27 protein-coding genes, 1 other RNA gene and 2 riboswitches are annotated in these 26,713 nt (G+C 56.1%); of the genes, 8 read left to right on the top strand and 20 right to left on the bottom strand.

Features of this window, described 5'->3' with window-relative positions; translation table 11 throughout:
• The first annotated feature begins 111 nt into the window (after window positions 1–111).
• Window positions 112–1,428 (top strand): NCS2 family permease, encoded by a 1,317-nt coding sequence (locus tag WHS88_07285; protein ID MEJ5259973.1) that lies wholly within the window; start codon window positions 112–114, stop codon window positions 1,426–1,428.
• Between the two features lie 50 nt (window positions 1,429–1,478).
• Entirely contained in the window at window positions 1,479–2,102 is a 624-nt protein-coding gene (locus WHS88_07280) for a CDP-alcohol phosphatidyltransferase family protein (protein MEJ5259972.1), read from the top strand.
• Here the strand turns inward: WHS88_07280 and WHS88_07275 are convergent.
• The 8 genes from WHS88_07275 to thiF form a co-directional block, all read right to left on the bottom strand.
• On the bottom strand, window positions 2,056–3,264 hold the full coding sequence (locus WHS88_07275) for an MFS transporter (protein ID MEJ5259971.1): 1,209 nt from the start codon (window positions 3,262–3,264) through the stop codon (window positions 2,056–2,058). The genes WHS88_07280 and WHS88_07275 overlap by 47 nt on opposite strands.
• Before the next feature lie 16 nt (window positions 3,265–3,280).
• A complete protein-coding gene (locus WHS88_07270) occupies window positions 3,281–3,883 on the bottom strand; it encodes an isoprenylcysteine carboxylmethyltransferase family protein (GenBank protein ID MEJ5259970.1) in 603 nt (200 codons plus the stop codon).
• A complete protein-coding gene (locus tag WHS88_07265; GenBank protein MEJ5259969.1) occupies window positions 3,880–4,239 on the bottom strand; it encodes a DUF190 domain-containing protein in 360 nt (119 codons plus the stop codon). Before WHS88_07265 ends, WHS88_07270 begins: the two co-directional genes overlap by 4 nt.
• 14 nt (window positions 4,240–4,253) lie before the next feature.
• Window positions 4,254–4,631, bottom strand: a complete 378-nt coding sequence (gene crcB, locus WHS88_07260) for a fluoride efflux transporter CrcB (protein MEJ5259968.1) — start codon at window positions 4,629–4,631, stop codon at window positions 4,254–4,256.
• Window positions 4,632–4,704: 73 nt separating this feature from the next.
• Window positions 4,705–4,766, bottom strand: a riboswitch (Fluoride riboswitch).
• A 35-nt stretch (window positions 4,767–4,801) separates the two neighbouring features.
• Window positions 4,802–5,956 carry a 2-iminoacetate synthase ThiH gene (gene thiH, locus WHS88_07255; GenBank protein ID MEJ5259967.1) on the bottom strand — a complete coding sequence of 385 codons (1,155 nt, stop codon included), beginning with the start codon at window positions 5,954–5,956 and terminating at the stop codon, window positions 4,802–4,804.
• Window positions 5,949–6,722, bottom strand: a complete 774-nt coding sequence (locus WHS88_07250; GenBank protein ID MEJ5259966.1) for a thiazole synthase — start codon at window positions 6,720–6,722, stop codon at window positions 5,949–5,951. The genes thiH and WHS88_07250 overlap by 8 nt, the downstream gene beginning before the upstream one ends.
• Window positions 6,723–6,753: 31 nt before the next feature.
• Window positions 6,754–6,969: a sulfur carrier protein ThiS gene (gene thiS / locus WHS88_07245; GenBank protein ID MEJ5259965.1), complete on the bottom strand. Its 216-nt coding sequence runs from the start codon at window positions 6,967–6,969 to the stop codon at window positions 6,754–6,756.
• The gene (thiF, locus tag WHS88_07240; GenBank protein MEJ5259964.1) at window positions 6,966–7,577 is read right to left on the bottom strand and encodes a sulfur carrier protein ThiS adenylyltransferase ThiF; all 612 of its coding nucleotides are present in this window, start codon (window positions 7,575–7,577) and stop codon (window positions 6,966–6,968) included. The genes thiS and thiF overlap by 4 nt, the downstream gene beginning before the upstream one ends.
• Before the next feature lie 53 nt (window positions 7,578–7,630).
• A riboswitch (TPP riboswitch) is annotated at window positions 7,631–7,742 on the bottom strand.
• A 99-nt stretch (window positions 7,743–7,841) separates the two neighbouring features.
• Here thiF and WHS88_07235 point away from each other — a divergent pair.
• The gene (locus tag WHS88_07235) at window positions 7,842–8,459 is read left to right on the top strand and encodes a methyltransferase domain-containing protein (protein ID MEJ5259963.1); all 618 of its coding nucleotides are present in this window, start codon (window positions 7,842–7,844) and stop codon (window positions 8,457–8,459) included.
• 100 nt (window positions 8,460–8,559) lie between these two features.
• On the opposite strand, the gene rpoN is transcribed toward WHS88_07235, so the two are convergent.
• The 5 genes from rpoN to ffs all read right to left on the bottom strand — a co-directional run bounded on the left by rpoN (window position 8,560) and on the right by ffs (window position 12,980).
• Complete coding sequence (gene rpoN / locus WHS88_07230) at window positions 8,560–10,035, bottom strand: RNA polymerase factor sigma-54 (protein MEJ5259962.1); 1,476 nt, start codon at window positions 10,033–10,035, stop codon at window positions 8,560–8,562.
• A gap of 99 nt (window positions 10,036–10,134) precedes the next feature.
• The gene (gene recR / locus WHS88_07225; protein ID MEJ5259961.1) at window positions 10,135–10,737 is read right to left on the bottom strand and encodes a recombination mediator RecR; all 603 of its coding nucleotides are present in this window, start codon (window positions 10,735–10,737) and stop codon (window positions 10,135–10,137) included.
• Window positions 10,734–12,440 (bottom strand): DNA polymerase III subunit gamma/tau, encoded by a 1,707-nt coding sequence (gene dnaX, locus WHS88_07220; GenBank protein MEJ5259960.1) that lies wholly within the window; start codon window positions 12,438–12,440, stop codon window positions 10,734–10,736. Before dnaX ends, recR begins: the two co-directional genes overlap by 4 nt.
• A 22-nt stretch (window positions 12,441–12,462) precedes the next feature.
• On the bottom strand, window positions 12,463–12,819 hold the full coding sequence (locus WHS88_07215; protein MEJ5259959.1) for a four helix bundle protein: 357 nt from the start codon (window positions 12,817–12,819) through the stop codon (window positions 12,463–12,465).
• Window positions 12,820–12,882: 63 nt separating this feature from the next.
• Window positions 12,883–12,980, bottom strand: an RNA gene (ffs, locus tag WHS88_07210) — signal recognition particle sRNA small type.
• Window positions 12,981–13,163: 183 nt separating this feature from the next.
• On the opposite strand from ffs, the gene WHS88_07205 reads away from it, so the two are divergent.
• The gene (locus WHS88_07205; GenBank protein ID MEJ5259958.1) at window positions 13,164–13,346 is read left to right on the top strand and encodes a ferredoxin; all 183 of its coding nucleotides are present in this window, start codon (window positions 13,164–13,166) and stop codon (window positions 13,344–13,346) included.
• Window positions 13,347–13,358: 12 nt separating this feature from the next.
• Here the strand turns inward: WHS88_07205 and proC are convergent, their stop codons facing one another.
• Both proC and WHS88_07195 read right to left on the bottom strand, forming a co-directional pair.
• Entirely contained in the window at window positions 13,359–14,174 is an 816-nt protein-coding gene (proC, locus tag WHS88_07200) for a pyrroline-5-carboxylate reductase (protein ID MEJ5259957.1), read from the bottom strand.
• A 49-nt stretch (window positions 14,175–14,223) separates the two neighbouring features.
• Window positions 14,224–15,864, bottom strand: coding sequence for a sigma-70 family RNA polymerase sigma factor (locus tag WHS88_07195; protein MEJ5259956.1), 1,641 nt, complete (start codon window positions 15,862–15,864; stop codon window positions 14,224–14,226).
• A 155-nt stretch (window positions 15,865–16,019) separates the two neighbouring features.
• Here WHS88_07195 and WHS88_07190 point away from each other — a divergent pair, with 155 nt between their 5' ends.
• Window positions 16,020–18,116 (top strand): FAD-binding protein, encoded by a 2,097-nt coding sequence (locus WHS88_07190; GenBank protein ID MEJ5259955.1) that lies wholly within the window; start codon window positions 16,020–16,022, stop codon window positions 18,114–18,116.
• Entirely contained in the window at window positions 18,113–19,780 is a 1,668-nt protein-coding gene (locus WHS88_07185; protein MEJ5259954.1) for an electron-transfer flavoprotein:ubiquinone oxidoreductase, read from the top strand. Before WHS88_07190 ends, WHS88_07185 begins: the two co-directional genes overlap by 4 nt.
• 18 nt (window positions 19,781–19,798) lie before the next feature.
• On the opposite strand, the gene WHS88_07180 is transcribed toward WHS88_07185, so the two are convergent.
• On the bottom strand, window positions 19,799–20,314 hold the full coding sequence (locus WHS88_07180) for a DUF456 family protein (GenBank protein ID MEJ5259953.1): 516 nt from the start codon (window positions 20,312–20,314) through the stop codon (window positions 19,799–19,801).
• An 84-nt stretch (window positions 20,315–20,398) separates the two neighbouring features.
• Here WHS88_07180 and WHS88_07175 point away from each other — a divergent pair, with 84 nt between their 5' ends.
• Window positions 20,399–21,268: a radical SAM protein gene (locus WHS88_07175; protein MEJ5259952.1), complete on the top strand. Its 870-nt coding sequence runs from the start codon at window positions 20,399–20,401 to the stop codon at window positions 21,266–21,268.
• Here the strand turns inward: WHS88_07175 and WHS88_07170 are convergent.
• From WHS88_07170 to WHS88_07160, 3 genes are all read right to left on the bottom strand, one after another.
• Entirely contained in the window at window positions 21,258–21,677 is a 420-nt protein-coding gene (locus WHS88_07170; protein MEJ5259951.1) for a PEP-CTERM sorting domain-containing protein, read from the bottom strand. The genes WHS88_07175 and WHS88_07170 overlap by 11 nt on opposite strands.
• A gap of 173 nt (window positions 21,678–21,850) precedes the next feature.
• Window positions 21,851–22,183 (bottom strand): hypothetical protein, encoded by a 333-nt coding sequence (locus tag WHS88_07165; GenBank protein MEJ5259950.1) that lies wholly within the window; start codon window positions 22,181–22,183, stop codon window positions 21,851–21,853.
• A gap of 53 nt (window positions 22,184–22,236) precedes the next feature.
• On the bottom strand, window positions 22,237–23,085 hold the full coding sequence (locus tag WHS88_07160; GenBank protein MEJ5259949.1) for a class I SAM-dependent methyltransferase: 849 nt from the start codon (window positions 23,083–23,085) through the stop codon (window positions 22,237–22,239).
• Between the two features lie 336 nt (window positions 23,086–23,421).
• Here WHS88_07160 and dapF point away from each other — a divergent pair, with 336 nt between their 5' ends.
• Window positions 23,422–24,300 carry a diaminopimelate epimerase gene (gene dapF, locus WHS88_07155; GenBank protein MEJ5259948.1) on the top strand — a complete coding sequence of 293 codons (879 nt, stop codon included), beginning with the start codon at window positions 23,422–23,424 and terminating at the stop codon, window positions 24,298–24,300.
• Window positions 24,301–24,314: 14 nt separating this feature from the next.
• Here dapF and WHS88_07150 read toward each other — a convergent pair whose 3' ends face one another.
• Entirely contained in the window at window positions 24,315–26,708 is a 2,394-nt protein-coding gene (locus tag WHS88_07150) for a glycosyl hydrolase family 65 protein (GenBank protein ID MEJ5259947.1), read from the bottom strand.
• Window positions 26,709–26,713: the final 5 nt, after the last annotated feature.

Raw genomic sequence — 26,713 nt, 5'->3', positions numbered from 1 at the left:
TAAGTGAAGGGAGTTGTAACTCCTGTTGACAAAAAACACGCTTTCAGAGATGACGTGGGTTCGCGTGGGAATGAACGAGGGTTTTGTCCGACACACAAAAGGAGACGGTTTATGGGCAGGGAGTTTGTTGCAATCGGAAGATGGAAAAACCGGATGCGGACGGAAATCATCGCCGGCTTAACCACCTTTCTGACAATGGCCTACATCATTTTCGTCAACCCGGATATCCTATCCAAAACCGGAATGGATGCTTCCGCTCTGATTCTGATTACCTGTCTGGTAACCGGAGTCTCCACAATCGCCACAGGCCTGCTGGCCGATACCCCGATTGCAATGGCCCCCGGTATGGGACTGAATGCGTTTTTTGCCTATACGCTCGTGCTGACGGAACACATTTCCTGGCAGACGGCCCTCGGCGTAGTCTTCCTGTCGGGTCTGTTCTTTCTGATACTGACCCTGGCGGGCCTTCGCCGAAAACTGGTGGAGGCGATTCCGCCGTGCCTGATTGCCGCCATTTCCGTCGGAATCGGACTGTTTATTACATTCATCGGTCTTCAAAATCTGGGACTGGTTCGCGACCATCCGGTCACGCTGGTAACGGCCGCCCCGCTGAATAAAACCATCCTGATTGGTCTGGCGGGGCTTCTGATGATGCTTTTTCTGGAAATTCGCCGCATCCCCGGGGCTCTGCTGCTTGGGATTGCCTTTTCGACCGCTCTGGCCGCTGTGTTTGGAGAAATCACTCTTCCCAGGCAGTTCATCTCAGCCGATTTTCGGATTTCCGCAGTCGCCTTTCAGCTGGATATTCTCGGTGCGTTAAAATGGGGGCTTTTTTCGAGCATTTTTACCCTGATGTTTATCGACATGTTTGACAGCATCGGCACGCTGCTGGCCGTAGCACCCCAGGCGGGGCTGGCCGATGAGACCGGAAAGATTCAAAAACTCGACCGGCTGCTGGCCATCGATGCGGCGGCAACGATGTTCGGCGCCCTGATGGGAACCTCTACAACAACCTCCTATATCGAATCGGCCGCTGGGATTGAGCAGGGAGGCCGGACAGGACTGACGGCCGTGGTAACGGGGTTTTTATTCCTGCTGTCCGCCTTTCTGGCCCCTTTAGTAGCAATTGTCCCATCCTATGCCACGGCGCCGGCCCTCATCATGGTCGGTCTGTTTATGATGAAGCGGATAAAGGAAATCGACTTTTCAGACATCGAGCACGGCCTGCCCTCCTTTTTTATTATGGTTCTGATCGCCCTTTGCTATTCCATCAGCGAAGGGCTGGCCTTCGGCTTTCTCGCCCATACGCTGATTGTCCTGCTGAAGGGAAAAATCAGACAAATCAACCCAACTCTGTGGATTATCACGGGGCTTTCTGTTCTGTATTTTGTCTTTAAGGTGCTCCGGGAAGCAGGCATCCGTTTGTAAACAAAGATTTGCAGTTTGCCGCAGAGTTCGGTATATTCCCAGCGAGCGATATGGAACAGCAGAGATTGACAGGCATCATTCGTCACCTTCCTAATGCCCTGACGGTGGCGCGTCTGATGATGACGGTGCTCTTCCTGGGGCTGATTTTGTATGCGCCCCGGACCGGCCATCCCAAACCCGCCGGTATTCTGATGACAGCATTCGCTTTGTTTGTCTTGGCCGGAATAACGGACATTGTCGATGGACCGATTGCCCGCCGATTCAATGTCACCAGCCGATTCGGACGGGTCGTGGACCCGCTGGCTGACAAAGTGCTCGTCTGCGGCTCTTTCGTGTGTTTTGCCCTCGTCGGACAGCCCCTGCTGGCCAATTTCCATCTCCCGGAATGGTTGGGGCATACCATCCGCTGGGGAACCGCCCTGCTGCTGCTGGGGCGGGAAGTGATTGTCCAGACCCTCCGGCACATCGCCGAAGCCAGAGGAGTGCCCTTCGGGGCCGTTGTCTCCGGCAAGATAAAAATGTTTGTTCAATCCTTCGGAATCGGCACCGTCCTGATTGGATGGGCCTTTGTCTCGCGGACCTGGGGGGACTGGTTTACCCTGATTACCTACCTGATTGTGCTGGCCGTTACACTGTATTCGGGTCTGGAGGCGCTGCGGAGACCGATTCGGTAAGGATGCGCATCCGCTGAACATACAGAATCAGCGGAACCGAAAGCAGCTGAGCGGCGGCGGAAAGAACCGCCGGCCAAATCAAAGAATACGTGTACAAAACCCCCATCAGGGCGCTGCCGGCAAACCAGGCCAAACCAAAGCCGGCATTGAAAATTCCAAATCCGGTAGCCCGGCGTTCTTTGGGAACCAGTTCGGACACAGCCGCCCGCAGAATCGATTCGAGGGCCCCCATCCCGATTCCCCACAAGACCATTCCCGCCAGAAGCCCTCCGCGAGACGTCAGAAAGACCAGCGGTGCACAGCCCGCCGAAAGAACCGCCGCTCCGGCCAGAATAATCATTCCCTTTTTGTCATACCATCGCCCCAAAACCAGCGCGGCAACGGCATCAATGCCCATCACCACCGCATAGAGAAACGGAATCCACGCATCGCCCAGCAAATGCGTCGTCTTGATATGAAAAGCGATCAGCGGAAAATCCACAAAACCAAAAGCGATACACGCAGCGGCTGCCAGATACAGCCAGAAGATGCGATGCAAACCGCCTCTTCCGCCGGAAGAACCTTGTGATTCCAGACTCGACGGACACGGATACAGAACCCGAGCCAGAACCAGGGCCGCCATCGCCAGCAGAGCCGGAATCAGCAGGACCGCAAACCCAAATCGGTAATCGCCTCTCCAGGCCAACACAGCCGAGACAATCAGCGGCCCCAGAACGGCACCGATTTGGTCCATCGCCTCGTGGATGCCGAAGGCCCAGCCGCGTCCGACCGAAGCGGCGGCGTGCGAGAGCATCGCATCCCGTGCGGGCGTGCGCAGGGCCTTGCCGAAGCGTTCGGCCATCAGCAGAACGGCGGCAATCTCCCACCGGCCCGCCAGAGCCAGCGCCGGCACAGCCAGCAGATTCACCGCATAGCCGACCAGCGTCATCAGCCAATACCGTCCGGTGCGGTCGCTCACAAGACCGGAGACAATGCGCAGGCCGTAGCCGAGCAGTTCCCCCAGACCGGCCACCCCTCCCACCACCGCCGCTCCGGCCCCCAGCACTGCCAGATACGGTCCGCTGATGCTCCGGGCGGCCTCATACACAATATCCGACAACAAAGACACCACCCCCAGGAGCACAACAAACCGCATCGCCGTTTGGGAAGAAGACGCTTTCATTCGAACTCCCGAATCACTAAGAAGGAAAATGCCACAAAACCGGCAGAATATTGTGTTCGTGCAGCAGCTCCAAAAAGTCTTCCACCTGCGGCAGCAGCAAGACGCCGATTGTATCCAAGGCAATCCGCCGAACCGCCTTCACATTTACTTCAACGTATTCAGGGCTGTGATAGGCGGAAAAACGGGGCCAGAATCGGGGAACCTTCTTTTGGTACTCCAGATAAGCCGTACCAAACCTTTCCTTCAAATGCCTTTCTTCCATGATGACGGTAAGAAAATGAACCGGAATAATCACCGCCGGCACCAGCAAAAGCATCAGAAGATTTTCAAAACACAGCCCGACACCGATGGACAGCAGAAACGTCCCCACATACAGCGGATTGCGGCAGATTGAATACGGCCCCTCGGCAATCAGTTCTCGGGTTTTTCGCCCTCCGATATAAAAAATACACCAAATCCGGACGGTCAAACCGCTCAGCAAAAACAGATACCCGAGCAATTCAATAAAAAAAGCCCGATAGGAATCGAGCGACCAGGCGGGCCGGACAAACACCACCACAAAAAGAATCGGCACAAAAAGGAGTTTCAGGAAATCTAATCTCCATTTTCGCAGCTTCATTTTTCTTTGGCTCCAGAGTTTTTCTCATCATACCGATAAGCAAATATATTGACGGTTTCGAGGGTGACCAGCCCTTCCTGAATCATTCGGTCCAGTTCCGGAAGGAACGCCTCGATGCGCTCCGGCTTATCAACAATCTCAATCACAATCGGCAGGTCTTCCGACAGCCGGAGGATTTTGGCGGTATGCAGACGGCTGTGCGCCCCAAAGCCCATCAGTCCCCGCAGAACCGTTGCCCCGGCCATCCCCCGCTGACGGGCCAGCAGGACAATCGCTTCATAAAGAGGTTTGCCGTCCCACTTGTCCGCCTCGCCGATAAAAATCCGCAGCAATTGTGCTTCTGAAGGCAGCTGCATCGTCCTCTCCTTTCTCAAATCCATTTTCCAATTGCAAGGCCTGTCATCATCGCCATCAGGCCCAGTCCGTTCTGCAGAACCAGATTGCCGGCAACCCAGAACCACTGAGAATCATCAATCAGCTGAACGGTTTCAAAAGCAAACGTCGAAAACGTCGTGAATGCCCCGAAAAACCCCAGAAAAATCACCCCTTTCAGCTGAACGGGAATATTCAGACGCAGCTCAATCAAGGCCCACAGGAGCCCAAACAGAAGACATCCCAGAATATTTACGACAGCCGTCCCGACGGGAAACGTAGTGGAAAGCATCCGATGAACAAATCCCGAAAGCCAGTAGCGACAGAGCGTCCCCAGGGCTCCGGCAAAACCTAAATAACATAATTTCTGCCACATGGTATTTTCTCCTGCATCAACAGTTCTGCAGGATGCACAAAGTGGGGATGAGAAAAAGACTCCCACAGATAGCCATCCTGCAGGAGTCATCAGCTCGCAGAGCGTTTAAAGGGGGACTCCATCCCCTTGGTCAATCCTTTTAGCCGAAAAAGGACAAAAAGTAAAGTTTTTTATGAAAAAGCAAAAGCCGCATCCCAGTCCTTCCAGACGGGGTCTTTGCCTTTGGAGCGAATCATTTGGGCAATCTGGGCGGGCGTTCGGCTATCGGCCACAACAAACTGCTCAGCCGTATCCTCATGGCCGGTATAGCCGCCGGGGTTGGTTTTGGAACCGGCGCTCATACTCGTTACGCACAGGTCAACCAGATGATCGCGCAGCTGGGCACGCTCCCGGGTGGACAGCACAATCCCCGCATCGGCGAAACACAGCCGCAGCGCCAGCATCATCTGCACCAGATTTCGGTCCGAAAGCAGATGCGGCCAGTCCGAAGGAGCCCCCAGAGCGGGTCGAAGCCGCGGGAATGAAAACGCCACCTGCGAACGCCAGTATCGTTTCATCAGATACGCCGCATGCTCCGCCAGCGCCAGCGTTTCCAGACGCCAATCCGTCAGCCCCAGCAGAACCCCCAGTCCAATCCGGCGCATGCCGGCGGATGCAAACCGGTCCGGTGCCAGCAGCCGCCAGTCATAATCCCGCTTCGGACCGGCCGGGTGATAATATGCATAGGCCTCCCGGTCATACGTTTCCTGATAGAGTGTCACGCCGTCGATGCCCGCTTCAAAGAGAATCCGGTATTCCTCCTGCGTCATCGGATAAATTTCGACACTCAGAGAACTGAATCGCCGGCGAAGCCGAGCCGCCAATTCCGCCAGATACGCCGTCGTCACAAAGGCACGGTCCTCGCCGCTGACCAGCAGAAGATGGCGGAAACCTTCCTCCGCAATCACCGCCGCATCCGCCAGGGCCTCTTCAATGGACAGGCGCGTCCGTTCAAACACCGTATGGCGATTGTATCCGCAGTAGCGGCAGCTGTTGATGCACACATTCGACACATACAGCGGAGCATACAGCTGAATGGTGCGTCCAAACCGCTGAATCGTCAGGCGTGCGGCCTGCTGCGCCATTTCCTCCAGACACTCCTCCGCAGCGGGACTAAGCAGCGTCAAAAGACGCGGAAAAGAATACTTGCCGGCCGGCTTGGACAATTCCTTCTGCACATCCTCCGGACGAATCCGACGCATCTGCTCGGTCCAGACCTGCCGGTCATGGTCGAGATTTTTTTGAGCCAGAATGGTTCGGATTTCCTCCATGGCCCGCCTACTCATTCCGCAAAAATCCGGTCAGGGGACTTGATGCCTGTGCCGTTGTGCTCTTGGGCGGCAGCCCCGCCTCATAGGCCAGACGGCCGGCTTCGACGGCCTGCTTAAAGGCCGCCGCCATCCGAACCGGGTCGGCCGCCGTCGCAATCGCCGTATTGACCAAAACGGCATCCGCTCCCATCTCCATCGCCTCGGCCGCATGCGAGGGCGCCCCCAGCCCTGCATCCACCACCACAGGCACCGTCGCCTGCTCAATGATAATCGCAATCGAATCCTTCGTCCGCATCCCCTGATTGGACCCGATGGGACTGGCCAGCGGCATCACCGTTGCACAGCCGACTTCCTGAAGCCGTTTTGCCAAAACCGGGTCCGCGTGGATATACGGCAGCACGACAAACCCTTCCTTGACAAGGATTTCAGCGGCCTTCAGCGTTTCCGTGCCGTCCGGCAGCAGATAATACGGGTCAGGCGTCACCTCCAGTTTGACCCAGTGAATCCCGCTGGCGGCCCGCGCCAGCCGTGCCAGACGAACGGCCTCCGCCGCATCGCGAGCCCCGGACGTATTCGGGAGCAGCTGGTACCGTGTCCGGTCAATGGCCGACAGCATATCATCAGACGGATTCTGAATATCCACACGACGGAGGGCCACCGTCACCATTTCTGTGCCGGAGGCCTCAATCGCCGCCGCCATCACACTCGCCGAGGCAAACTTGCCTGTCCCGACAAACAGCCTCGAACGAAACGACCTGCCTGCTATCACCAGCGAATCCATTAGGACTCCTTATAGGGAGGATTCAAGCGGCTTATCCGCCGCCCACAAAACGAATCAATTCAATCGATTGACCATCCCGCAAAACCGTCTGTGCAAAATGCTCACGGGGAACAACCTGCCCGTCCACCTCCGCCACAACGGCGGCTTTGTCCATCTGAAGCTGCTTCAATAAATCCGCCAATGTGGCCGGCTGCTCGGACGGTTCAAACGTCTGCGGAGTTCCGTTAATCTTCAATGTCCAGCTCATTGCACACCTCGCGATAACGGCCGATGCTTGAGGTCCATCAGGGCTTCGACAATGGCGTTGGCCTGATGATAGGCCGCCACGCCGACCCGGGCGGCCGTCAAAGGAATTCCCGGACCCGTACCGCTGACCCCGTCGCCGACCAGAATCAGCCGATTGTTGATAGGACGCGTCACTATTTCATTGCTGGCCCCCCAGCCGGCCAGACCGCTGACTGAAACAATCACCTTGTCGGGCATTTTTGACAAAACCGTCTCCACAATCATCTGCTTCTGGTCCGCACGGTCGAAACACTCGGCTATCACATCCGCAGAAGCAAAAATCGATTGGACCGTTTCGGGCGTCAGTCGAACTTTGTGCCCTTCCAACTGGGCTTCCGGCCAGATTCGAAGCAGATTTTCTATGGTGGCATCGACTTTCCATCGGCCGATTTGGTCATAAAAATATTTTTGACGGTTGAGGTTGCCGGCCTCCACACGGTCAAAATCCACCAGAATCAGCTTGCCGATTTTCATCCGGACAAGGGCTTCGGCCACATTAGACCCCAGTCCGCCGAGTCCGGCGATTCCGACAACAGCTGATTTCAATTCATAAAAGACAGGCGGCGTCATTGTTGGGCCTTTTCTATAACAAAAAAACGCTCCCGAATTCGGGAGCGCATTCATCCTTCAATCTTGTGCCTCCCTACGCCGGTATTAGCCGGATCAGGTTCAAAGGGTTGGTCTTTCCAGACCTCTCAGCGTCGGCAGATGCCTTGCGCTCCCCTGACACGTCTCTGTTAATACGGACAAAATAAAAGAAGGTTGGCTGCTTTGCAAGAAGATTGTCAGATTTTTCTTGTTTTCTACCTCCATTGTCTGGTATTATGTTACACCATGTCTGACACAACAAAGACAGCCAAACCGCAGGGTTCTCTGCAAACGGGTCGGCTTTTTATCAGGGAGTTTTTACGAAACCCGACCCGAATCGGAGCCGTCGCTCCAAGCAGCCGTGTGCTGGCCCGAGAGATTGTGCGTTTGGCCAATGTGGCCGAAAGCCGAATCATTGTCGAATACGGCGCCGGCACAGGGGCTTTCACGGAAGAAATCCTGCGCTGCAAAAAACCGGAGGCCTCCTTTCTGGCAATTGAAAGCAATCCGACTCTCGTTCAGGTCCTTCGGGAGCGTTTCCCAAATTTGGTGATTCTGGAGAATAGCGTGGAGGAAACCCCCCGGCTTCTTCGGCAGTTCCAGTTTGCCCACGCCGACAGCATTGTCTCCGGACTGCCCTGGAGCAGTTTTTCCGAAGAGCTGCAGGACCGGCTCCTGAAGGCCACCCTCGAGGCCCTGCGCCCCGGCGGGGTGTTCGCAACATTTGCCTATCTGACGGGGCTGGTGCTGCCCAGCGGCATTGCCTTCCGGAAAAAAATCAAATCGCTCTTCAGCCGCGTAACGATTTCTCCGGCCGTCTGGAGAAACCTGCCCCCCGCCATTATTTATCAGTGCATTCGATGAACACTCAAGAAAACGCGTTTATGCCATTCCGCATCATTGCGAAACAAAGCCCCTTCCTTTCGGCATCCTCCAATGGAACCGGTTTTTCAAACAAATTGTGTTAATATTTTTTTCGGAAGCGGGCGGTGGGGATATTCAGGATTTTTCGGTATTTGGCGACGGTGCGGCGGGCGATATTGCCCATCCCCGCCTCGGCCAGTTTCTGACGCAGCTGGTCGTCGCTGAGGGGGTTGGATTTGTCCTCGCTGTCCACCAGCTCCTGCAGCTTGGCCTTCAGAGCGTCCCAGCTGCGCTCCTGTCCGTTTTCATCCTCCAGCCCGCCGCTGAAGAAACTGCGAAGCGGCAGAATGCCCTGCGGACACTGAACATATTTGCCCGCCACGGCACGCGAGACCGTTGCGACGTGAACGCCGACCTTCTCAGCGATTACAGACATCGGCAGCGGTTTTAAATACAGCGGACCCTTTTCAAAGAAATCCCGCTGATAATCCACAACGGCCTGCGCCACCTTCTGCAGCGTCTGGCGGCGCTGGGCAATTGCATCCATAAACCACTGGGCCGAACGGATGTTTTTCTGGAGAAACTGCCGGGTTTGCTCATCGATGCGCCGGTTTCGGGCCATCTGCTGGTAGAAACGGTTGACCCGCAGATTCGGCAGGTCGGTTTCAACCAGTACCGCCCGGAATCCGCCGGACTCATCCGGCTCCACCAGAATGTCGGCGGTGATGGGGTGATTGTCATTGCGTCCGATCTGCAATCCCGGCGACAGGTCCATCTTGCTCATCCGCTCGATGGCCTTGTTGACCTCCTCCAGGGAGCAGTTCATCTTTTTGGCAATCTGCGGCAGCCGGTTCTCCAGCAGTTCCTGCCAGTGATTTTCCAGAAGACGGATTTCAAAACTCCGGTCCTCCGGACACTGCCGCAGCTGAATCAAAAGACACTCGCGGACATCCCGGGCCCCCACGCCCGTCGGCTCCAGCTGCTGAACCAAACCGAGGGCCTGCTGAAGATGCTCGAGCGTAAAAGGAGACTTGTCTTTCTGATACAGCTGCTCCAGCGGAACCGTCAGATACCCTTTTTCATCCAGATTGTCGATAATCTGCTCGCCGGCGGCTTTGACCTCTTCCGCGGCATCCACCAGCCGCCACTGGTCTTTCAGATATTCCTGAAGGGACTGGCCCGCCGCCGGAGTATTTTGGATGGCCTCCAGTTTTCGGTCGGGCTCCGACGGGTCGTACGCGCTGCGGCGGAAAAAATCCCCGTTGGAAATGTACTCTTCAAACTCCTCGTCCAGACTTTCCAGACGCTGAAAATCCTCCAGCCGGTCCGGGTCTTCCGAAACAACCATTTCTTTTTCCGGGAGGGGCTCCTCGGACAGCTCCTGCGCCGGGGCGGCTTGTTCGGTGGTTTCTTCAACCCGTTCGAGAACCGGGTTGCTGTTCAGTTCGGCCTCGATTTTTTCCTGAAGGGCCAGCAAAGGAAGCTGAAGCACTTCCATCGACTGAATCATGCGGGGAGCCAGCTTCATCCGCTGCTCCATCCGCATCTGGCCGCTCAGGTTCATTCGCATATTCATAGGCTCTTTCCGTTGTCCAAATCAGGGATTCCAAAAGCCGAACGAGTCCTATTGTACAAATCCTGTACCAGAAAGGCAAAAATTTTTCGCACGATTGCCCTAAAGCTCGCTGCGGCCGAGAATTGCATCCGCCAAAATGGTGCCGCTGGAGAACTCGATTGTTGAGCCGCTCGGCAGACCTCTGGCCAGGCGGGTCACTTTGACGGACAGCGGCGTCAAAAGCGAGCGGATATACAGGGCCGTGCCGTCTCCTTCGAGGTTGGGATTGGTCGCCATCACAACCTCTTTGATGCCCCCCTGCCGGACGCGTTTGACCAGCGCATCGATGGTTAAGTCCGCCGGCTCAATACCTTCCAGGGGGGCAATATGGCCGTTGAGAACGTGATAAACCCATTTGCAAAGCCCGGTCTTTTCGAGCATGATGATGTCTTTGGGCTGCTCAACGACGCAAATCGTGCTTTTGTCACGCCGCGGGTCGCTGCAGATGCCGCAGACGTCTTCTTCGGAAAGATTACAGCAGATGCGGCACTGCCGAATGCTTTCCTTGACGTTTCGAATCGCCTCCGCCAGCGCCATGGCCTCGGTCTTGTCAGCTTTCAAAATGTGAAAGGCCAGCCGTTCGGCCGTCTTCGGACCAATGCCGGGCAGTTTGCCGAACTGCTCAATCAAATCATTCAGACTTTTGGTATAAGCCGGATTCATTCTTCAGACTCCGTCGGTTCGGCTCCGCTTTCTTCGAGGGGTTCGTCTTCGGATTCCTGCTTTGATTCCTCCTCGGAAGCGGGCAGCTCCACGATTTCCACAGGGGTGGCGTTCAGCTCCTTCAGAATCATTTGAACTTTGGGGTCATCCAGCACCTCGATACGCTGCTGCCGGCTTGCCGGGGCCGTCGCGGCGGCCTTCGGTGCAGGCCGGGCATTCGTCTCGCCGGACAGCTCAAAACGGACCGTCAGTCGGCTGCCGAAAAAGTCCTGCAAAGCCCTCTGAATGTCCTCCTGCCGTTTTCGGCAGAATTCGGCGGCAAAAAGAAAACTCGACGAAAAACGAAGTGTCAGAACCAAATCGGCAAAACCGCCGATTACCGCCTGCGTCAGATAATTAGCCAGCATCCCGTTCCGTTGTGCCAAGGCCGCCAAAAACTCCTTCCATCGGCTTTTGAAAGCTGCCTCCGTCAGGGCCGCAGGGACCGAACGAGGTTGGGAAGCCGCAGGCGGAGGGCTTCCGGCCGCTATGTCAGGGAGCGGAGCGTTTTTTTTTATGTCGGAGACCGCGGCCGGCTGGCCCTGTGCCAGCTGGTCCAGGCCGATGAAATGCTCGCTGAGGGCCAGCCGCAAAAGCGCCGCCTCCAGCAGATAACGGGCCGATTCGCTGTTGCGAATCATCCAGCGAAGCCGCTCCAGCGCCGTCACAGCGTAAATCAGCCCCGGAAGGTCAAACAAATCCCCCAGCTGGACCAGCGTCTTTTTTTCCGCTTCGGTGAGAATCAGAATGCCGCTGTCCGCTCCGGCGGCCTTGAGCACCATCAGGTCGCGAAAGAGCTCCATCAGAGCATCACAAATCGTCACCGGCATTTGGCCCATCTCCATCAGCCGGGCCGTCTCCGCCAGTACGCCCGGCGCGCTGTGGGAGGCAATCTGCTCCGCCAGGTTCAGCAGGTGCCGGCGGTCCGGCCGACCCATGCACTCCATCAGCATCGCCGACGTCAGCGGCCGCCGGCCGACACTGAGCAGCTGATCGAGCAGACTGAGCGCATCCCGCATCGACCCGTTGGCCAGCCGGGCCAGATGAACCAGCAAATCTTCTTCGTATTCAACCTGTTCCTGCTGAAGGATTTTGCGGAGCTGCGCTGTGATGGTCTGCGCGTTCATCGCTGCAAAATCAAACCGCTGGCAGCGGGACTGAATCGTCGGCAGAACCTTATTGGGCTCGGTCGTGGCAAAAATGAATTTTACATAGTCCGGCGGCTCCTCCAGAATCTTCAGCAGCGCGTTAAAGGCGTTGGACGTGAGCATGTGCACTTCATCGATGATGTAGATTTTGAAGCGCGCCCGGGCCGGCCGGTAAATGGCATTGGCTATCAGCTCCCGAACATGCTCGACCTTGTTGTTGGAGGCCCCGTCAATCTCAATCACATCGATATCGTCGCCGGTATGGATTGACCGGCAGCTGTCGCACTCCAGACACGGATGAACCGTTGGTTCCTTGGAATTCAGGCAATTCAGCGATTTGGCCAGGATGCGGGCCATCGTGGTTTTGCCCACCCCCCGCGTACCGGTAAACAGATACGCATGAGCCACCCGCCCGGACAAGATGGCGTTTTTAAGGGTTTGCGCAACGGCTTCCTGCCCGACTACGTCGTCAAAGGTCTGCGAGCGGTACCGTCTTGCCAAAACCGTATAAGCCATACAATTGATTAATGATTATGGATTATTGTTTCTTCGACTGACTGGTTTTCCTGGAGGCGATGAAAATGGCGGTTAATTCGCCTGCTTCTTTTAAGAGCGCCTCGCATTTCTTCAGAGGTATTATACTTTCTTCAATGAGAAATTCTATCCAAAAAGCTGTTTCGTCCGTTTCTTCGATGACAATACTGAGTTTTGAGGAAAAGGCCGCTTTGGAAGGTGCTGCACAAACCGCCCTATAATTGGCCGCAACAGATGTACTGGAGCGGATAAGTTGATTTTGGACATGTCGGCAAAGAGAAGTTTCTGGAAGCGAAGAGGCCATTTGTACACAACGATGGGCAAACTGCTTGGTCCGTCTCTTTAATTCTCCCGCATCCATTCACGCCCCAGCGCCCCCCATTTTTTAATAAACAATAATCAATAATCAATATTCAATAAAAAAGGTGGCCGGGTTTGCCATACACAGCCCCGCTGCCGCTTAGGGCTGCTCGGTTCCCCGCCTGACCCGGTTCACGCGCGGTGCTTGCATGGGACCCGACCACAAAAAACCATATTTGGATGAGCCCCTTCTTGCTTCAAGGGCCCCTCTACTATAAAAACCCGACAGCAAAATTTCCACAAAAAACAGGTTTCCCGGAGCACATTTCCGGGCTACAATATCCCCGTTCGGAAACCGACGGACAGGGAGGTTGAAAAACCCGGAAAAACTGGAGGTGTTTTGGTATGAAAGTTCGAATTGAAGACAATTGCACAGCATGCGGTTTGTGTGTAAATACCTGTCCGGAAGTCTTCACAATGGGGCAGGATATGGCGGAAGTCCTGGTCGAGACAGTCCCGCCGATGTATGAAGAGGCGGTTCAGCAGGCCGCCGACGAGTGCCCCGTCGAAGCGATTATTGTCGAATAAATAATCTCCCTTTTAAGCCGACAATTCTCTGGAACGCCGGGCCGCCGCGAACAGGGCTTGCCGCACCATCACACCGAAGGAATGGTCAGCGAAAACCTTCAGGGCCGCCTCCGTGGTCCCGCCCGGCGAAGTCACCTTTTTTCGCAGGAGTTCCGGTGTTTCCCCCCGGCCGGCAGCCTCCTCCGCCAGAAGCGCCGCCCCTTTGGCCGTTTGCAGTACAAGGGCTCGGGCAGTCGCCTCATCCAGCCCCAGCTCCGCAGCGGCCTTGAGCATCTCCTCCATCAGCAGGAAAAAGTACGCCGGCCCCGACCCGCTGACGGCCGTGACGGCATCGAGCAGCTCCTCCCGTTCGGCGATAACCGTTTTGCCGACTGATTCAAATATCCGCAGGGCCTCCTGCATCTGCTCCGGCAAAGCCCCCGCATTATACAGGGCGGCGGCTCCCGCAGAAACCATAGCCGGTGTATTGGGCATCACCCGGATAACCGGATTCTGAGGCACAAACGAGCGGATTTTAGCCGTTCGAACCCCGGCGGCAATTGAAATCACAAGCGCTCCGCGGCGAATGCTGCCGGCGATTTCCTCCAGAACAGCAGCCATCTGCTGGGGTTTGACGGCCAGAATCAGAACGTCGGCCTGTTCGGCCGCCGCCCGATTGTCCGCAGACGTGTGAACCCCGTAGGTCTGCCGCAGAAAGTCCAGCCGTTCCGGAAGGACATCCGAGACCCAAATCTGCTTCGGCTGATATATCCCCTGCTGCAAAAGCCCTTTCAGAAGGGCCTGAGCCATATTCCCGCCGCCGATGAATCCGAGTGTTTTATTTTCCATTTTGTCGGCCTTTCTCTATCCGGACAATTTCTGGGGGGTATTGTATGCATCAGCCGGTCAGCAAGTCAAACTGTTCCGGACTGAGCGTCCGACGGAGCTTCTGGAGCGCCTGCAGTTCAATCTGGCGAACCCGTTCTTTGCTCAAACCCAGGGCATCCCCGATTTCCTTGAGTGTCTTGGGTTTGGGCGGGATGACCCCCTCACTAAGGGGGAACCGGTTCAGCACAACAAAACGTTCCCGCTCGTCCAGTTCCCGTTCAATAATATCCCGCAGACTGCGCTGGGCCTGTTCGACGGCCCCGAAGCCCGGCGCAGCCGAACCTCCCGACGGCTGAGCCACGCGGGACAAATCCGACCCTCCGGCCCGGTCCGGACGGGCGGTCTCCGCGGGGATGCGGCGGGCAAAATCCTTGGCGATTGCCAGAGCCGCATACGTACTGAAACGATAACCCTTGGTGTAATCAAATTTTTCCAGGGCCGCCATCAGCGACAGATTCCCCTCTCCTACCAAATCTCCTATGGGAGCACCAAACTGACTGTGTCTGCCCGCCACCCGAATCACCAGCGGCATATTCACCTGCAGAAGGAAATGCTGGGTCTGTTCGGCCGAGGCCAGATACTCCTCAATGCGGCGCAGCTGCCGGCTGGACGGATGAGCCGGCTGAATCTGCGACCGCTCCGTGAAGGCCAGATACTTCAAATAATTGTACCGACGAAACAGCGCCGTCTCTTCCGCTCGGCTCAGGACCGACGGAGGGGCCTCCGACAGCTCCCGGAAAAGCTCATCCGTCGATTCAACGATCGTGCGGTACGCATCCGGAGCATGAAACTCCGGGCTGTCCACATACTCCAGTTTCAGCCCGAGCAGTTCTTTGGCCCGCTGCTGATTGATGATTCGATGGACGGAGCTGCAGCTTAATCCAAACCGCTCCATCAGCTGTCGGACGGGCGTCTTCTGCCTGGCAAGTTTGTAAAGGGCGGCGCGGTCTTTGGGGCTCAGTCGGCCGAACGGTCGGTCAAATACGGCTTTTTCCGGAAACCGCCGGTCATGTTCGGCCAAAATAGACCGCACGGTTTCGCGTGCCCTTCCCAGACGCCGGGCCACCTCCTGCAAAATCGGCTCTTTCGCACGGCTCGGCTTTGCCTTCTGCAGCTGGGAAGCCAGTTCAATCACCGCCTTTTTTTCCTCCTCCGTCAGACGGGAAAACTTTTTGGCCTTCTCCAGATGCTCCGGATGCAGCGAAACAAACTGATTGACTGCAGACTCCGGAAATGCCAGCCGCCTCCGTCCGTCCGGAAAAAGGTAGTGTTTGCCCAAAAGCCCCTGTTTCTGCCAGCGCCGAATCGTTTTGCCGGACACGGAAAACCGCTGGGCCAACTGAGAAACGGTATAAAGCGGCTCCCTTTGCTCAGCAGCGGACAGCTCCATCCGGCGGCTCAGCTGCATTGAAAACACCCGCAGGTCATCCAGAATCCGTCGTCCGGGAATCAGAAGGTCCTCAAGGGGTCCGTGAACACGCCGCCCGCTGAGCCGAAAGACAATGAAATCGAACGGATATTCTTTCCGCGGGTCTAAAAGAAGGAGAAGTTTTTCTATATTATCCAGAATCTTTCTCTGCTCTGAGCGAGAACCCTTCTGAAAAGGTTCCAAAAACTGCCGCAAAGCCGGATGTTCAACCTGAATCGCCATTCTAAGGATTATGGAGTCCAAAAAGAATCAAAGCAAGGGCATTTCTGACACAGAATGAATTGGAAACTTCATCATTTTGAGTTGACCGGTGAAAATCTATTGCTAATATATGGCAGCTTTTGAAAAGGGCTTGAAAACGGCTATTGCAGGGAAACATGAGCGACTATATCGTTTTAGTCAAGCAAGTACCAGACGTCTCTCAGATTACAGACAATGCCTTTGACCCCAACACCGGCAATCTCATCCGAACCCGCCTGCCGAGTGTGATTAATGAACTCGATGCCCAGGCCCTGGCCTTTGCCCGCCGAATGGCTTTTCTGGCCGGTGACCAAAAAGCCCGGATTATCGCCCTGACAATGGGTCCCCCAATGGCCGCAGAGGTTCTCCGGTATTGCCTGGCCCGCTGTGCAAATACCGCCATCCTTCTGACTGACAAGGCGCTTGGCGGAGCTGACACGTGGGCCACAGCCAACCCGCTGGCCTGGGCCATCCGAAAAATTGCCAAAGAAATGCTTCAGGACCCGCAGGATTACTACATCGTGGCGGGTATGCAGTCTGTGGACGGCGACACAGCCCAGGTTCCTCCCCAGATTGCCGAAGAAATGAATATTCCCTGTGTTTCCTATATTACCGATGCTCACTTTCAGCAGGGGCGGTTCACTTTTACACGAATCATCTCCGGCGGCAGCCAAACCGTTCAGCTGCGGCGGATGCCGGCGGTTTTGACAGTCGCCAAATACGAATATCCCCTGTTCGCCTCCTTCCAACGAACCCGCCAGGCCTCCAAACTCCCTCTGATTCAATGGGATGCCCGAACCATTCAGGCCAAGGCCATTGGCGTGGAGGGCTCAAAAACCCGGGTCATTCGGGTTTTCCCGCCCGGTAAAACCAGCCGCAAATGTCAGCCGGTTCACTCTGCCAAGGAACTGGCCCAAGTCATTGCTCAATCCCTGCGGCAGGCCTCCTCCGGCGAACAGGCCCAGGAAAAAAGCCGGCCGGCTTATCTTCTGCCCGTCAGACGAAAGAGCCCCTTTGACCGCTCCTTCGAAGGAACCGCCAAAGAATTGGAAGATTTTCATGTCCTCACCCAAATCCTTCAGGAAATGAAGATTACCCGTCCGGAGGAAATCACAGACCAGGTCTGCGAACAAATTCTTAAAGACCCTCGTGTGGATTTTCATAAAAAAGCCCTCGAGGATATGATTGAAGGGTATCGGCTGACAGACCCGACCTACAAAGGAGAGGTCTGGGTAGTCGCCGAGCAGGATGAAACCGGAATCCACCCGGCGGTCTTTGAACTGCTGGGCAAGGCCCGCGAGCTGGCGGATTCGCTGGAGGTCCAGACCGGGGTTGTCCTGGCCGGCAAATCCGTCCGGCCTTTGGCCGATTCGCTGATTGCCGCCGGCGCGGACAAGGTCTATCTGCTCGAACATCCTCTGCTGGAGCCCTTTGACCCCTTTGTCTGGCGAAAGGCCGTCGCCGACGTCTGGGAAAAATATCGTCCGCAGATTGTCCTGTTTGCCGCCACCCCGCAGGGGCGGGTGCTGGCCCCAATGGTTTCCTACCGAACCGGCTGCGGGCTTACGGCCGACTGCACCGGTCTGGACATCCGCGACAGCAGCCGCAAAAAACAAATCGCCATCCTGTTCCAGACGCGTCCGGCCCTCGGGGGCAACGTAATGGCAACCATCTGCACAAAGGATTCCCCCTGCCAGATGGCTACCGCCCGGCCGGGTGTGATGAAACGACTGGACGACAATCCGTCGCGGCGGGGAACCATCGTCTCCCATTTGGTTCAGCTGACGGATGAAGACCGCTCGCTGGAGATTTTGCGGACGGAAAAAGGCACCGGAAAGGTCCATTTCGACAGCGACTGCATCGTCAGCGGCGGCAAGGGAATGCAGAATCGAGATAATTATGACCGGCTCCTGAACCTGCTCTGTACGGCGATTCGGGAGCGGTTTGCCGTCTCTGTGGAAAAAGGCGCCTCCCGCACGGCGGTCGAACAGGGCTTTGCAGAGCGGATTTATCAGGTCGGCCAGACCGGTACAGCCGTCGGTCCCAAACTGTATATCGCCGTCGGCATCTCCGGCGCCATTCAGCATATGATCGGCATCGCCAATACCGAAACGATTGTGGCGATTAATACAGACCCGCACGCACCGATTTTCAAACAGTGTGATTATTACCTTATCGGCAGCGCCGAACAAGTGATCCCCCAACTGGCGGAAGAATTGAGGACAATGGGATGAGCACACCGCAGGCAAATCCTGTTTCGGTTTTGATTATCGGGGCCGGACCGGCAGGCCTGTCGGCGGCCATTCATCTGAAAAAGAACCATCCCCAACTGGATGTGGTTGTGATTGACAAGGCCTCCGGGCCGGGTCATCACAATCTGTCCGGCGCCGTGGTTGAATCCGCGGCCCTCGAGCGGCTGCTGAACCCGATTGACCCGAACTGGCAAACCTCCGAACAGGCCAAAAAAGTGCTCATCGGACAGGTTCAGCAGGATGACCTGCTCTTTTTGGCCGGAAAATGCACCGCAATCAAAATCCTGCCCGCCGTCCATCTGGCCAAAGCTCTGGGTCTTGGATTCGGCCAGCTCAGCCATCGCGGAGACTGGATTTGCTCGCTGAGCCTGCTGACCGCCTGGCTGTGCGAACTGGCGCAAAAAGCAGGCGCAGAGGTCCTGCACGGCTTTGCCGCCGGCGAAATCCTCTGGAACGAGCAAACCCATCTGGCCGAGGGCGTTCGGCTGGTGGACCAGGGACTCGACAAAGAAGGACATCCGCAGCCCAACTTCCTGCCCGGGGAAATCATTCCGGCCCGGGTTATCCTGATTGCCGAAGGATGCGACGGGCAAATCGCCGAGCAATTCATCCAAAAGGCCGGCCTGCGGCGGCAATGCCCCCAGCTGTTTTCACTGGGCGTCAAGGAATTGATTAAGGTCTCGCCGCAGCAGTACGAGGCCTTCGGCACCGGGCGTGTCGTCCATGCGATGGGCTATCCGCTCTGGACGCCGCTGCTCGGCCCGGGAATGTTCGGCGGCGGGATTATGTACCCGATGGGGGCCGAGCAGATTGCCGTCGGGATGATTGTCGGGCTGGACTATCCGTATTACGACTTCAATCCGCAGGACGCACTGACGCTCTTTAAAGAGCACCGCTGGGTGCGGCGGTTTATCGAAGGCGGCAAGGTCGTTGAAGGCGGCGCCAAGATGATACCCGAAGGCGGCTTTTACGCCCTGCCGCGCTGCCCCCAGACCGGCTCCATCGGCAAAAGCAATGTCTGCCTTCTGGGCGACAGCGCCGGATTTGTGAATATGCTCAAAATCAAGGGCATTCACAACGCCGTCTATTCAGGTCTGGCCGCCGCGGAAGCCGTCGGGGCTAATCTGGACACCCCAACGGCCGTCGCCCGATGCTATACGCGGCTGCTGGAGGAAAACGGCGTCTTAAAAGAAATGGCCTCCGCCAAAAACTTCCGCCAGACCGTTGCCAAGTTCGGGCCTCTGCAGGGGCTGCCCCTCTCCGTTTTGGGCGATTGGCTGCCTGCGTTTTCCGTTGAACCCGACTGGAAAGCCATGCGCCGGCGGCGTTATCGGCTCAAACCCCCTGTGCGGTTTGACAAAGACACCTTCACCGCCGTGGCCGGCACGGCTCATCGGGAGGAACAGCCCTGCCACCTGACGATACGCGATGCCGCCGTATGCAAAGAAAAATGTCAGCCGACTTATGAAGCCCCCTGCATCACCTTCTGTCCGGCGGGCGTGTATGAATCCATTCAGGGCGTCGTGAAACCGGCCAATCCTTCGAATTGTCTGCACTGCAAAACCTGTCAGAGGAAATGCCCGTTTGATAATATCCGCTGGAGGTGTCCTGAACCGACCGGCGGGCCGAAATACAAAACCATGTAGCCGGCCGTCCAGCTCTCGTTACGGCCAAAAGGCCGCCGCCGCAATCAAAAACCAAATCAGGACGCCCATCAAGACTTTCAGGAGTGCCCCGGCCGCCGTCCCCAGACCGGCTCCGATGCCGGACCGAATGGAAACCTGCCGGGGCTTTCCGGAACGACGCTCGAACGCCCAGGCGGCCAGACCCGCTCCGATGCAGCCGCCCAGCAAAGTACCTGCAAAAGGAATCGGAATCAAAAACGTGCCCAAAACCGCCCCGGTCAGGGCCCCGCCGACAGCCGCCAACGAGGCCTTCCAGCTCGCCCCCGCCCTTCCGGCACCTGCAAACCCGGCCAAAAGCTCGGCGACCTCTCCCAGCAGGGCCAGCATCGCCGCCGCCGCCAGCGTCCAGATGGAAAAAATCCCGCGGTCCGCCTGCCACCAGGCAAACCCCGCCGTCGTGAGCACCATCAGCCAATTGCCCGGCAGATAAAAAAAGCCCAGCACCAGCCAGAAGGCATTCACCAAAAGCAGCAAGCTCAAATACACATAAATCATGACGATGGATTGACCTTTTTTCTACATGCGATTACGCTGACTGTCAGCATACGCCGGAAAGGTCGATAGGGGAAACAAAAACCGATGAAAAACCGGTTGGCCGAAAAAGCAAAGGTTCTTCAGGAAAATCTGAGCCGCTGCACGCTTTGTCCTCGCCGCTGCGGCGTCAACCGATTGGCCGGTCAGAAAGGCTATTGCGGGACCGGGGCCCGGCCGGTCATCAGCAGTTTCGGTCCGCATTTCGGCGAAGAAAGTGTGCTCGTCGGACACGGCGGCTCCGGCACGGTCTTTTTCACCGGCTGCAATCTGCGCTGTGTCTATTGTCAAAATTATGACATCAGTCAGCTGCATCAGGGCGAGGAATTCCCCGTCGAGGCCCTGGCGGAGATTTTCCTGCGGCTGCAGGCACGAGGGTGCGTCAATATCAATCTGGTCACGCCAACCCATCAGATTGCGGCGATAGTGCCCGCCCTCCTGAAGGCCAAAGACGAGGGACTGCATCTTCCGATTGTGTACAACACCGGCGGATACGACCTGCCGGAAACGCTGGAGATGCTGGACGGCCTGATTGATATCTATATGCCCGATATGAAATATGCAGATTCATCGGCGGCCGCACACTATTCTGATGCTCCGGATTATCCCCAGGTCAATCAGGCGGCTGTCCGCCGAATGCACCGGCAGGTCGGCGATTTGGTCATCGAAAACGGTCTGGCTGTGCGGGGACTGCTCATTCGCCACCTGGTCCTGCCCGGCAATCTGGCCGGCAGCGAACAGATTTTCGACTTTCTGGCCGAACGGATTTCCCCCCACACAGCCGTCAACGTGATGGACCAATATCACCCCTGCTTTCGGGCTGATGAGCATCCGCCGCTGAACCGCCGCCCGACAAAATCCGAATACGAAACCGCCCTCGCCTGTGCCCGACGAAAAGGCCTGCGGCTCATTCAATAATCCGCTCATCTCCGAAGAAGCCGGCTGCCCGCTTTCTTAAAACCAGCCCCCCCAAAACCGTCAGAAAAAATGTTGTCGGTTCAGGAACAGCGCTGACTTTCAAAACAACAATTTGATTGGCGGCAAGTTCCTCTATGACATACATGGAATTATCCGGCCCGAAAGTCAAACACTTAATGGCTTCATCTGCACTGCCTGAAAAAGCAAAGCGAGTCCACCGCCCTTCCGGAGAAATCCTTCCGATCGCCCAGCTTGAGCGGCAGCCGTACAGAAACCCGCCAAACGCTCCCGCGGAAGTTGTATCGAACTCCAAGTCCAAAATCCAAGTCATCGAGCAGAAAACCGATGCCGTACCATCCGGGTTGACCACAAAAACTGAAGAGTTTTCCTGAGGGTCCGTCACAGACATATATAAACGTCCCCCATAAAGACCGGAAGAATCAGACTCAATATCATGACCGGACCAACCGGCACCCAACTGAAGAAATAAACTCTTCTGTCCGCTGGATGTTATCCGATACAAATCTCCATTGCTGTACCGAACCGGCACAAAAAAACTGTTTCCATAAAGACCGGACTTGTCTAAGGTAATGCCGATCGGTTTGCCGGAAAAAGATGAAAAAGCCGTTGTGGTCCCATCCAGACGTCGTTTATAAAGCCGTCCCAAATCCGCATCATTAAAAAAAGCGACGAATCATATTCTTCACCTGCGTAAAAAATCCCCTGCAAATTTCTGTACCTTGCGATGACCTCGGCCTGTCCATTCGGCCCAATCCTGACCAGCGACCTGCCATCGTGGGTAATATACAGATTTCCAGACGAATCAAACTCTGCGTACTTTGCCTGTCCGACGTCCGGACGAGAATATTGAGCATAGGTCTGCAAAATATATTGTTCCGGATTTTCAAGAACCAAGCCATATGTTTCCGCAAGACAGCATACAAAACAGCCTCAAACCCATCCTTTCCTCATACTTTTCTCCTTTCCCCATTGTCCTTCTTCCGATAAATCCCGACCGCAAAATCATTCTGAACCTGACCTGTCTGAGTCAAAAAATCTTCTATTTGAAATAAAAAATGCAAGCAAGACAATGCATCCGGATCTTCCGTAACAAAATTATGGGCGATTCCCTCCAAAACCAAATGCAAAACAGCACCGCGATAACCGCGAACCTCAATTTCCTGAAAAATGCGGGCAGCCAGCGGGAGAATCTCCGCCGACTGGACTGCTTCCGAAGGGTCTTTTAGGATCATACTTAATCGACTTGGACGAATAATTCTTTTATCCGTTCTATCGTCAATCACATGGCTTCGAAATCTTTCCGGAATAAGTGCACGAACCGCATTAGCCAAGTGAAGCTGTCTGTCCGTCCACTGAAAGCGGGAAGGTCCGACATATTCATCAAAAACGAAATAGCCGTCCGCAGCCAGCCAGCCGTGAATCTTTTTCAAGAGCGGTTCGAGAGGACTAAAATGATGAAGTGCATGTTCAATAAAAATTACGTCATACTGGCCTTCGGGCAACTCCAGCCGGTTCACGTCGTCGATTTTGTAATGAATGCAGTTTTGAAGACCCGCCTGTCGGGCCATGAGTCGTGCTTTTTCGAGACGTTCAGTGGAAAGCTCGTACGCCTCGATTTGAGCGAAAAGACCCGTTCGTGCCCAATGCAGCACCTTTTGGCCCTCTCCGCATCCGAGTGTCAAACCCCGCAAGTTTCGGCGACCGGACAAATAAACTGAACAAAAATAGTCGCGAAAACTGATATTTTCGTCCCCCGATAGAAGCTGATTCCACCGTTTCTGAACAGCCGGTATCATCCACCACGCGGACGGCTTAATTTTCCGGGGTTTCCAGGCATCCTGAATTCGCTCCAAATGCCCTTTGGTCAGTCGGGAAAGAATCAAAGGCAGGTAGCCGTAACGAATACCCCAAATCAATCTTATAAAATCATAGCGGTTAATCAGATTGTTGAACACCTTTCCTCCATCCAAAAAACTTCCTTATATATTATTTTTATTTTCTTTTCGAAAACAATCAAGAAAAAAATAATGATATAGATATAATTTATACATTTTTCTTTCCATATCTCTTTGGTTGCTTTTGATGGGGATTTTGCATATACTGTTTTTCTGAAATTTTTAAAGGTAATCATTATGGATTTTGTGAAAATGCATGGGCTGGGCAATGATTATGTGTATGTGGACTGCTTTCGGCAGCAGGTGGACAATCCGAGTCAGCTGGCGGTGGAAATCAGCGACCGCCACTTCGGCGTCGGCTCCGATGGGCTGATTCTCGTGTGCCCTTCGGAAAGAGCGGATGTCCGGATGCGGATGTTCAATGCCGACGGCTCCGAAGCCCAGATGTGCGGCAACGGCATTCGCTGCCTGGCCAAATATTTCTACGAAACCTATCACCCCCATACGGCCGACCACGAAATGTCGGTCCCCGGCCAGCGAACCTTTCCGGCAATGCTGCGGGTGGAGACCGGACGCGGCATCCTGACCGTCGGCCTCGAACTGGATGAACACAACAAGGTCAGCCGTGTGTGCGTCAATATGGGCCAGCCGATTCTGAAGGCCCGCGAGATTCCGGTGGCACTCGACGCCGAACAGGTCGTCAACGTCCGGATGCCGGTGCACGGACAGGAACTGTCAATGACCTGCGTGTCGATGGGCAATCCGCACGCCGTCTTTTTCTGTGAAGACCTCGATGCCATTGACCTGCCGCTGATCGGACCGCTGATTGAACACCACGAATTGTTCCCGCAGCGGGTCAACGTGCACTTTGTCAAAAGCGACAATCCGAACGAATTCACCATGCGGACCTGGGAGCGGGGCAGCGGCATCACACTGGCCTGCGGCACCGGCGCCTGCGCCTCGCTGGTGGCGGGCGTTTTAATCGGACGCTGTCAGCGATTGGTGCGGGCCCATCTGCCCGGCGGCGATTTGGACCTGAACTGGTGCGAGACGGACAACTGCGTATATATGACCGGCCCGGCTGTAGAGGTCTTTCGCGGCGTCTGGCCCGACTGAAAATCCGTCTCCGGTCAGCCCAAGATAACCCGGACCTCGTTTCGGTCTTTCATCCGGTCGGGGCGAATCAGATTGCCGTCAACGGTCTGACCGTTCACAATCAGCTGTTTGACCCCTTTCTGGACCCCCTTGTCGTTTCGGATTTCTATGTCAAACCATTTGTTCCGGAAACGCCGGCGAAGGCGAATCTCTTTCCAGTCGGCAGGCACACACGGGTCCAGGCGCAGCCCGTCATAATCCGGCTGCACACCCAGGATGTACTGAACCGCCGCATAATAGGACCAGGCCGCCGCCCCCGTCAGCCACGGCAGACGCGAAGCCCCGAACCGAGGGCTGTATTTGCTGTGCGTGAACTGACAATAGACATAGGGCTCAATCTGGCGAATGTCCGCCCGGCTGTTATACGCCGCAGGCAGATAGGCACGAAAATAGCGATAGGCCTTCTCGCCGCGGCCCAGCATCGCTTCGGCAATCACCGCCCAGCCCTGCGTATGCGAAAAAATGGAGGCATTTTCCTTCATCCCCTGATTAAAAAGAGAGGCCTTGATGATGTGATGATCCGTTTTTTCATAGGGCGGGTCGCAAATCATCAGGCCGTACTCCGTCGCCAGGTGCCGGCCGACCTCCTCCATCACCGCCAGGGCCCGCGGCCCCTGCAAATATCCGCTCAGGACCGCCCAGGTCTGCGGATTGAGCCAGATGCGGCCCTCCTCATTCTCCTGCGAACCGAATTTCATCCCATCCCATCGATACGCCCGCAGGAACCAGCGCCCGTCCCAGGCATACCGTTCGATATTCTCATCCAGCCGCGTTAAGTGCCCCTGTGCCCAGCCGGCCTCATCCCGCCGTCCGAGCCGTTCGCAGATTTCCATATAAGTCTTCAGCGCATACCGCAGCTGAAAGGCCGCGAAAACACTCTCCCCCCTGTGCCCGAGCTGCAGGCAGTCGTTCCAGTCCGCCGACAAGCCGCACGGCAGCCCGTGGGTTCCGCTTCGTTCGAGCGAAAACGCTATCGCCCGCTTCAGGTGCCCCAGTACGGTATCCTCCCCCCGGTCGGCATACGGAAGAACCTTGTCATAAAAGGCCAAATCGCCCGTTTCCTTCACATACGCCGGCACCGTGCAAAACAGCCACAGGCAGTCATCCGAACGATACTCCTCCTCTTTCGGAGGGCTCTCCTGCCCCGGACGATGAGCAAACGGCTTGACCAGCGGCATCGCCCCGCCGGTGGAGACCTGACCGGTGAGCATCAGCTCCAGCCGCCCGCGGGCCTCCTCCGGAATCAGATGCATGACCCCCAGCAAATCCTGCACGGTATCGCGATAGCCCAGCCCATCCCGCTCGCCGCAGTAAACCAGACTGGCCGCACGCGACCAGGCATACGTAATCAGGCAATTGTAGGGGCTCCACATATTGAGCATGCTGTTCAGGTCCGCATCCGGAGTCTGAACCGTCAGCCCTTCCAGCCGGCTGTGCCAGTACTGCCTGAGCTGCTCAAAGGCCTGATGAACCCTTTGCAGATCGCCGTACTCCTGCACGGTTTTGCGTCCCTCGACGGCGGCCTTGCCGATGCCCAAAAAAACAGCCAGCTCCTGCGACTGGCCCGGCTCCAAAACGACGTCCATCTGAAGCACTCCGCAGCCGTTATCGCCACAGGCCAGCGACTGCGTGCATCGGCCCTGCTCGACAATCAGCGGATTGCGATACGTGCGGTACGGCCCCAAAAAGACATCGCGGTCCGTATCAAACCCGGTAATCTGTGCCCCCACCGCCGCCAGAAAGGTATGGCGGTTGCCGTCGTGATGCGGCAGACTGCCCGTGCTGTCCGGCAGCAGCACATTGATGCCGTGGTCAATGATATTGTCCACAACCTGCATCCGCACAATAAACTGCGTGTACTGCAGATTGATAAAGTCCTGCCAGACATGCCAGTTGTTAGCGTACTCGACAAATGAAAACAGCCGCAGCCGCCGGGGGACCTTGTCCAGATTCGTCACCTTCAAAAGCCAGCACTCCAGGTGTCTGCCCAGCGGAACAAAATACGTCGTCTCCGTGCGGATTCGGCCGTATTCAGACTCGATAATCGTATAGGCGGTGCCGTGCCGGCAGACGGCCTTGTACTGCTCGAGGGGCTTGCCGACCGGCTGCCAGGAGGCCGACCAGTAATCCCCGCTGTCCATATCCCGCAGGTAAATGTAGCGTCCGGGCTGGTCCATCGGGATTGCATTAAAGCGAAGCCGCAGGAAGCGGCCCTGAGCGGCTGAATGAAAAAAACCGTAGCCGCCGGCGTTGTTGGTGATGATGGCCCCGTATTCGGTCGAGCCCAGATAATTGCTCCACGAACGAGGCGTGTCCGGACGCGTGATGACATACTCTTTCCGCTCGTCGTCAAAGTATCCGTACTGCATATCCC

Source organism: Anaerohalosphaeraceae bacterium (genome assembly GCA_037479115.1).
In the GTDB taxonomy this organism is placed as follows: Bacteria; Planctomycetota; Phycisphaerae; order Sedimentisphaerales; family Anaerohalosphaeraceae; genus JAHDQI01.
The sequence above is the reverse complement of the archived record's forward strand: the minus strand, read 5'-3'. Positions and strand labels throughout refer to the sequence as shown.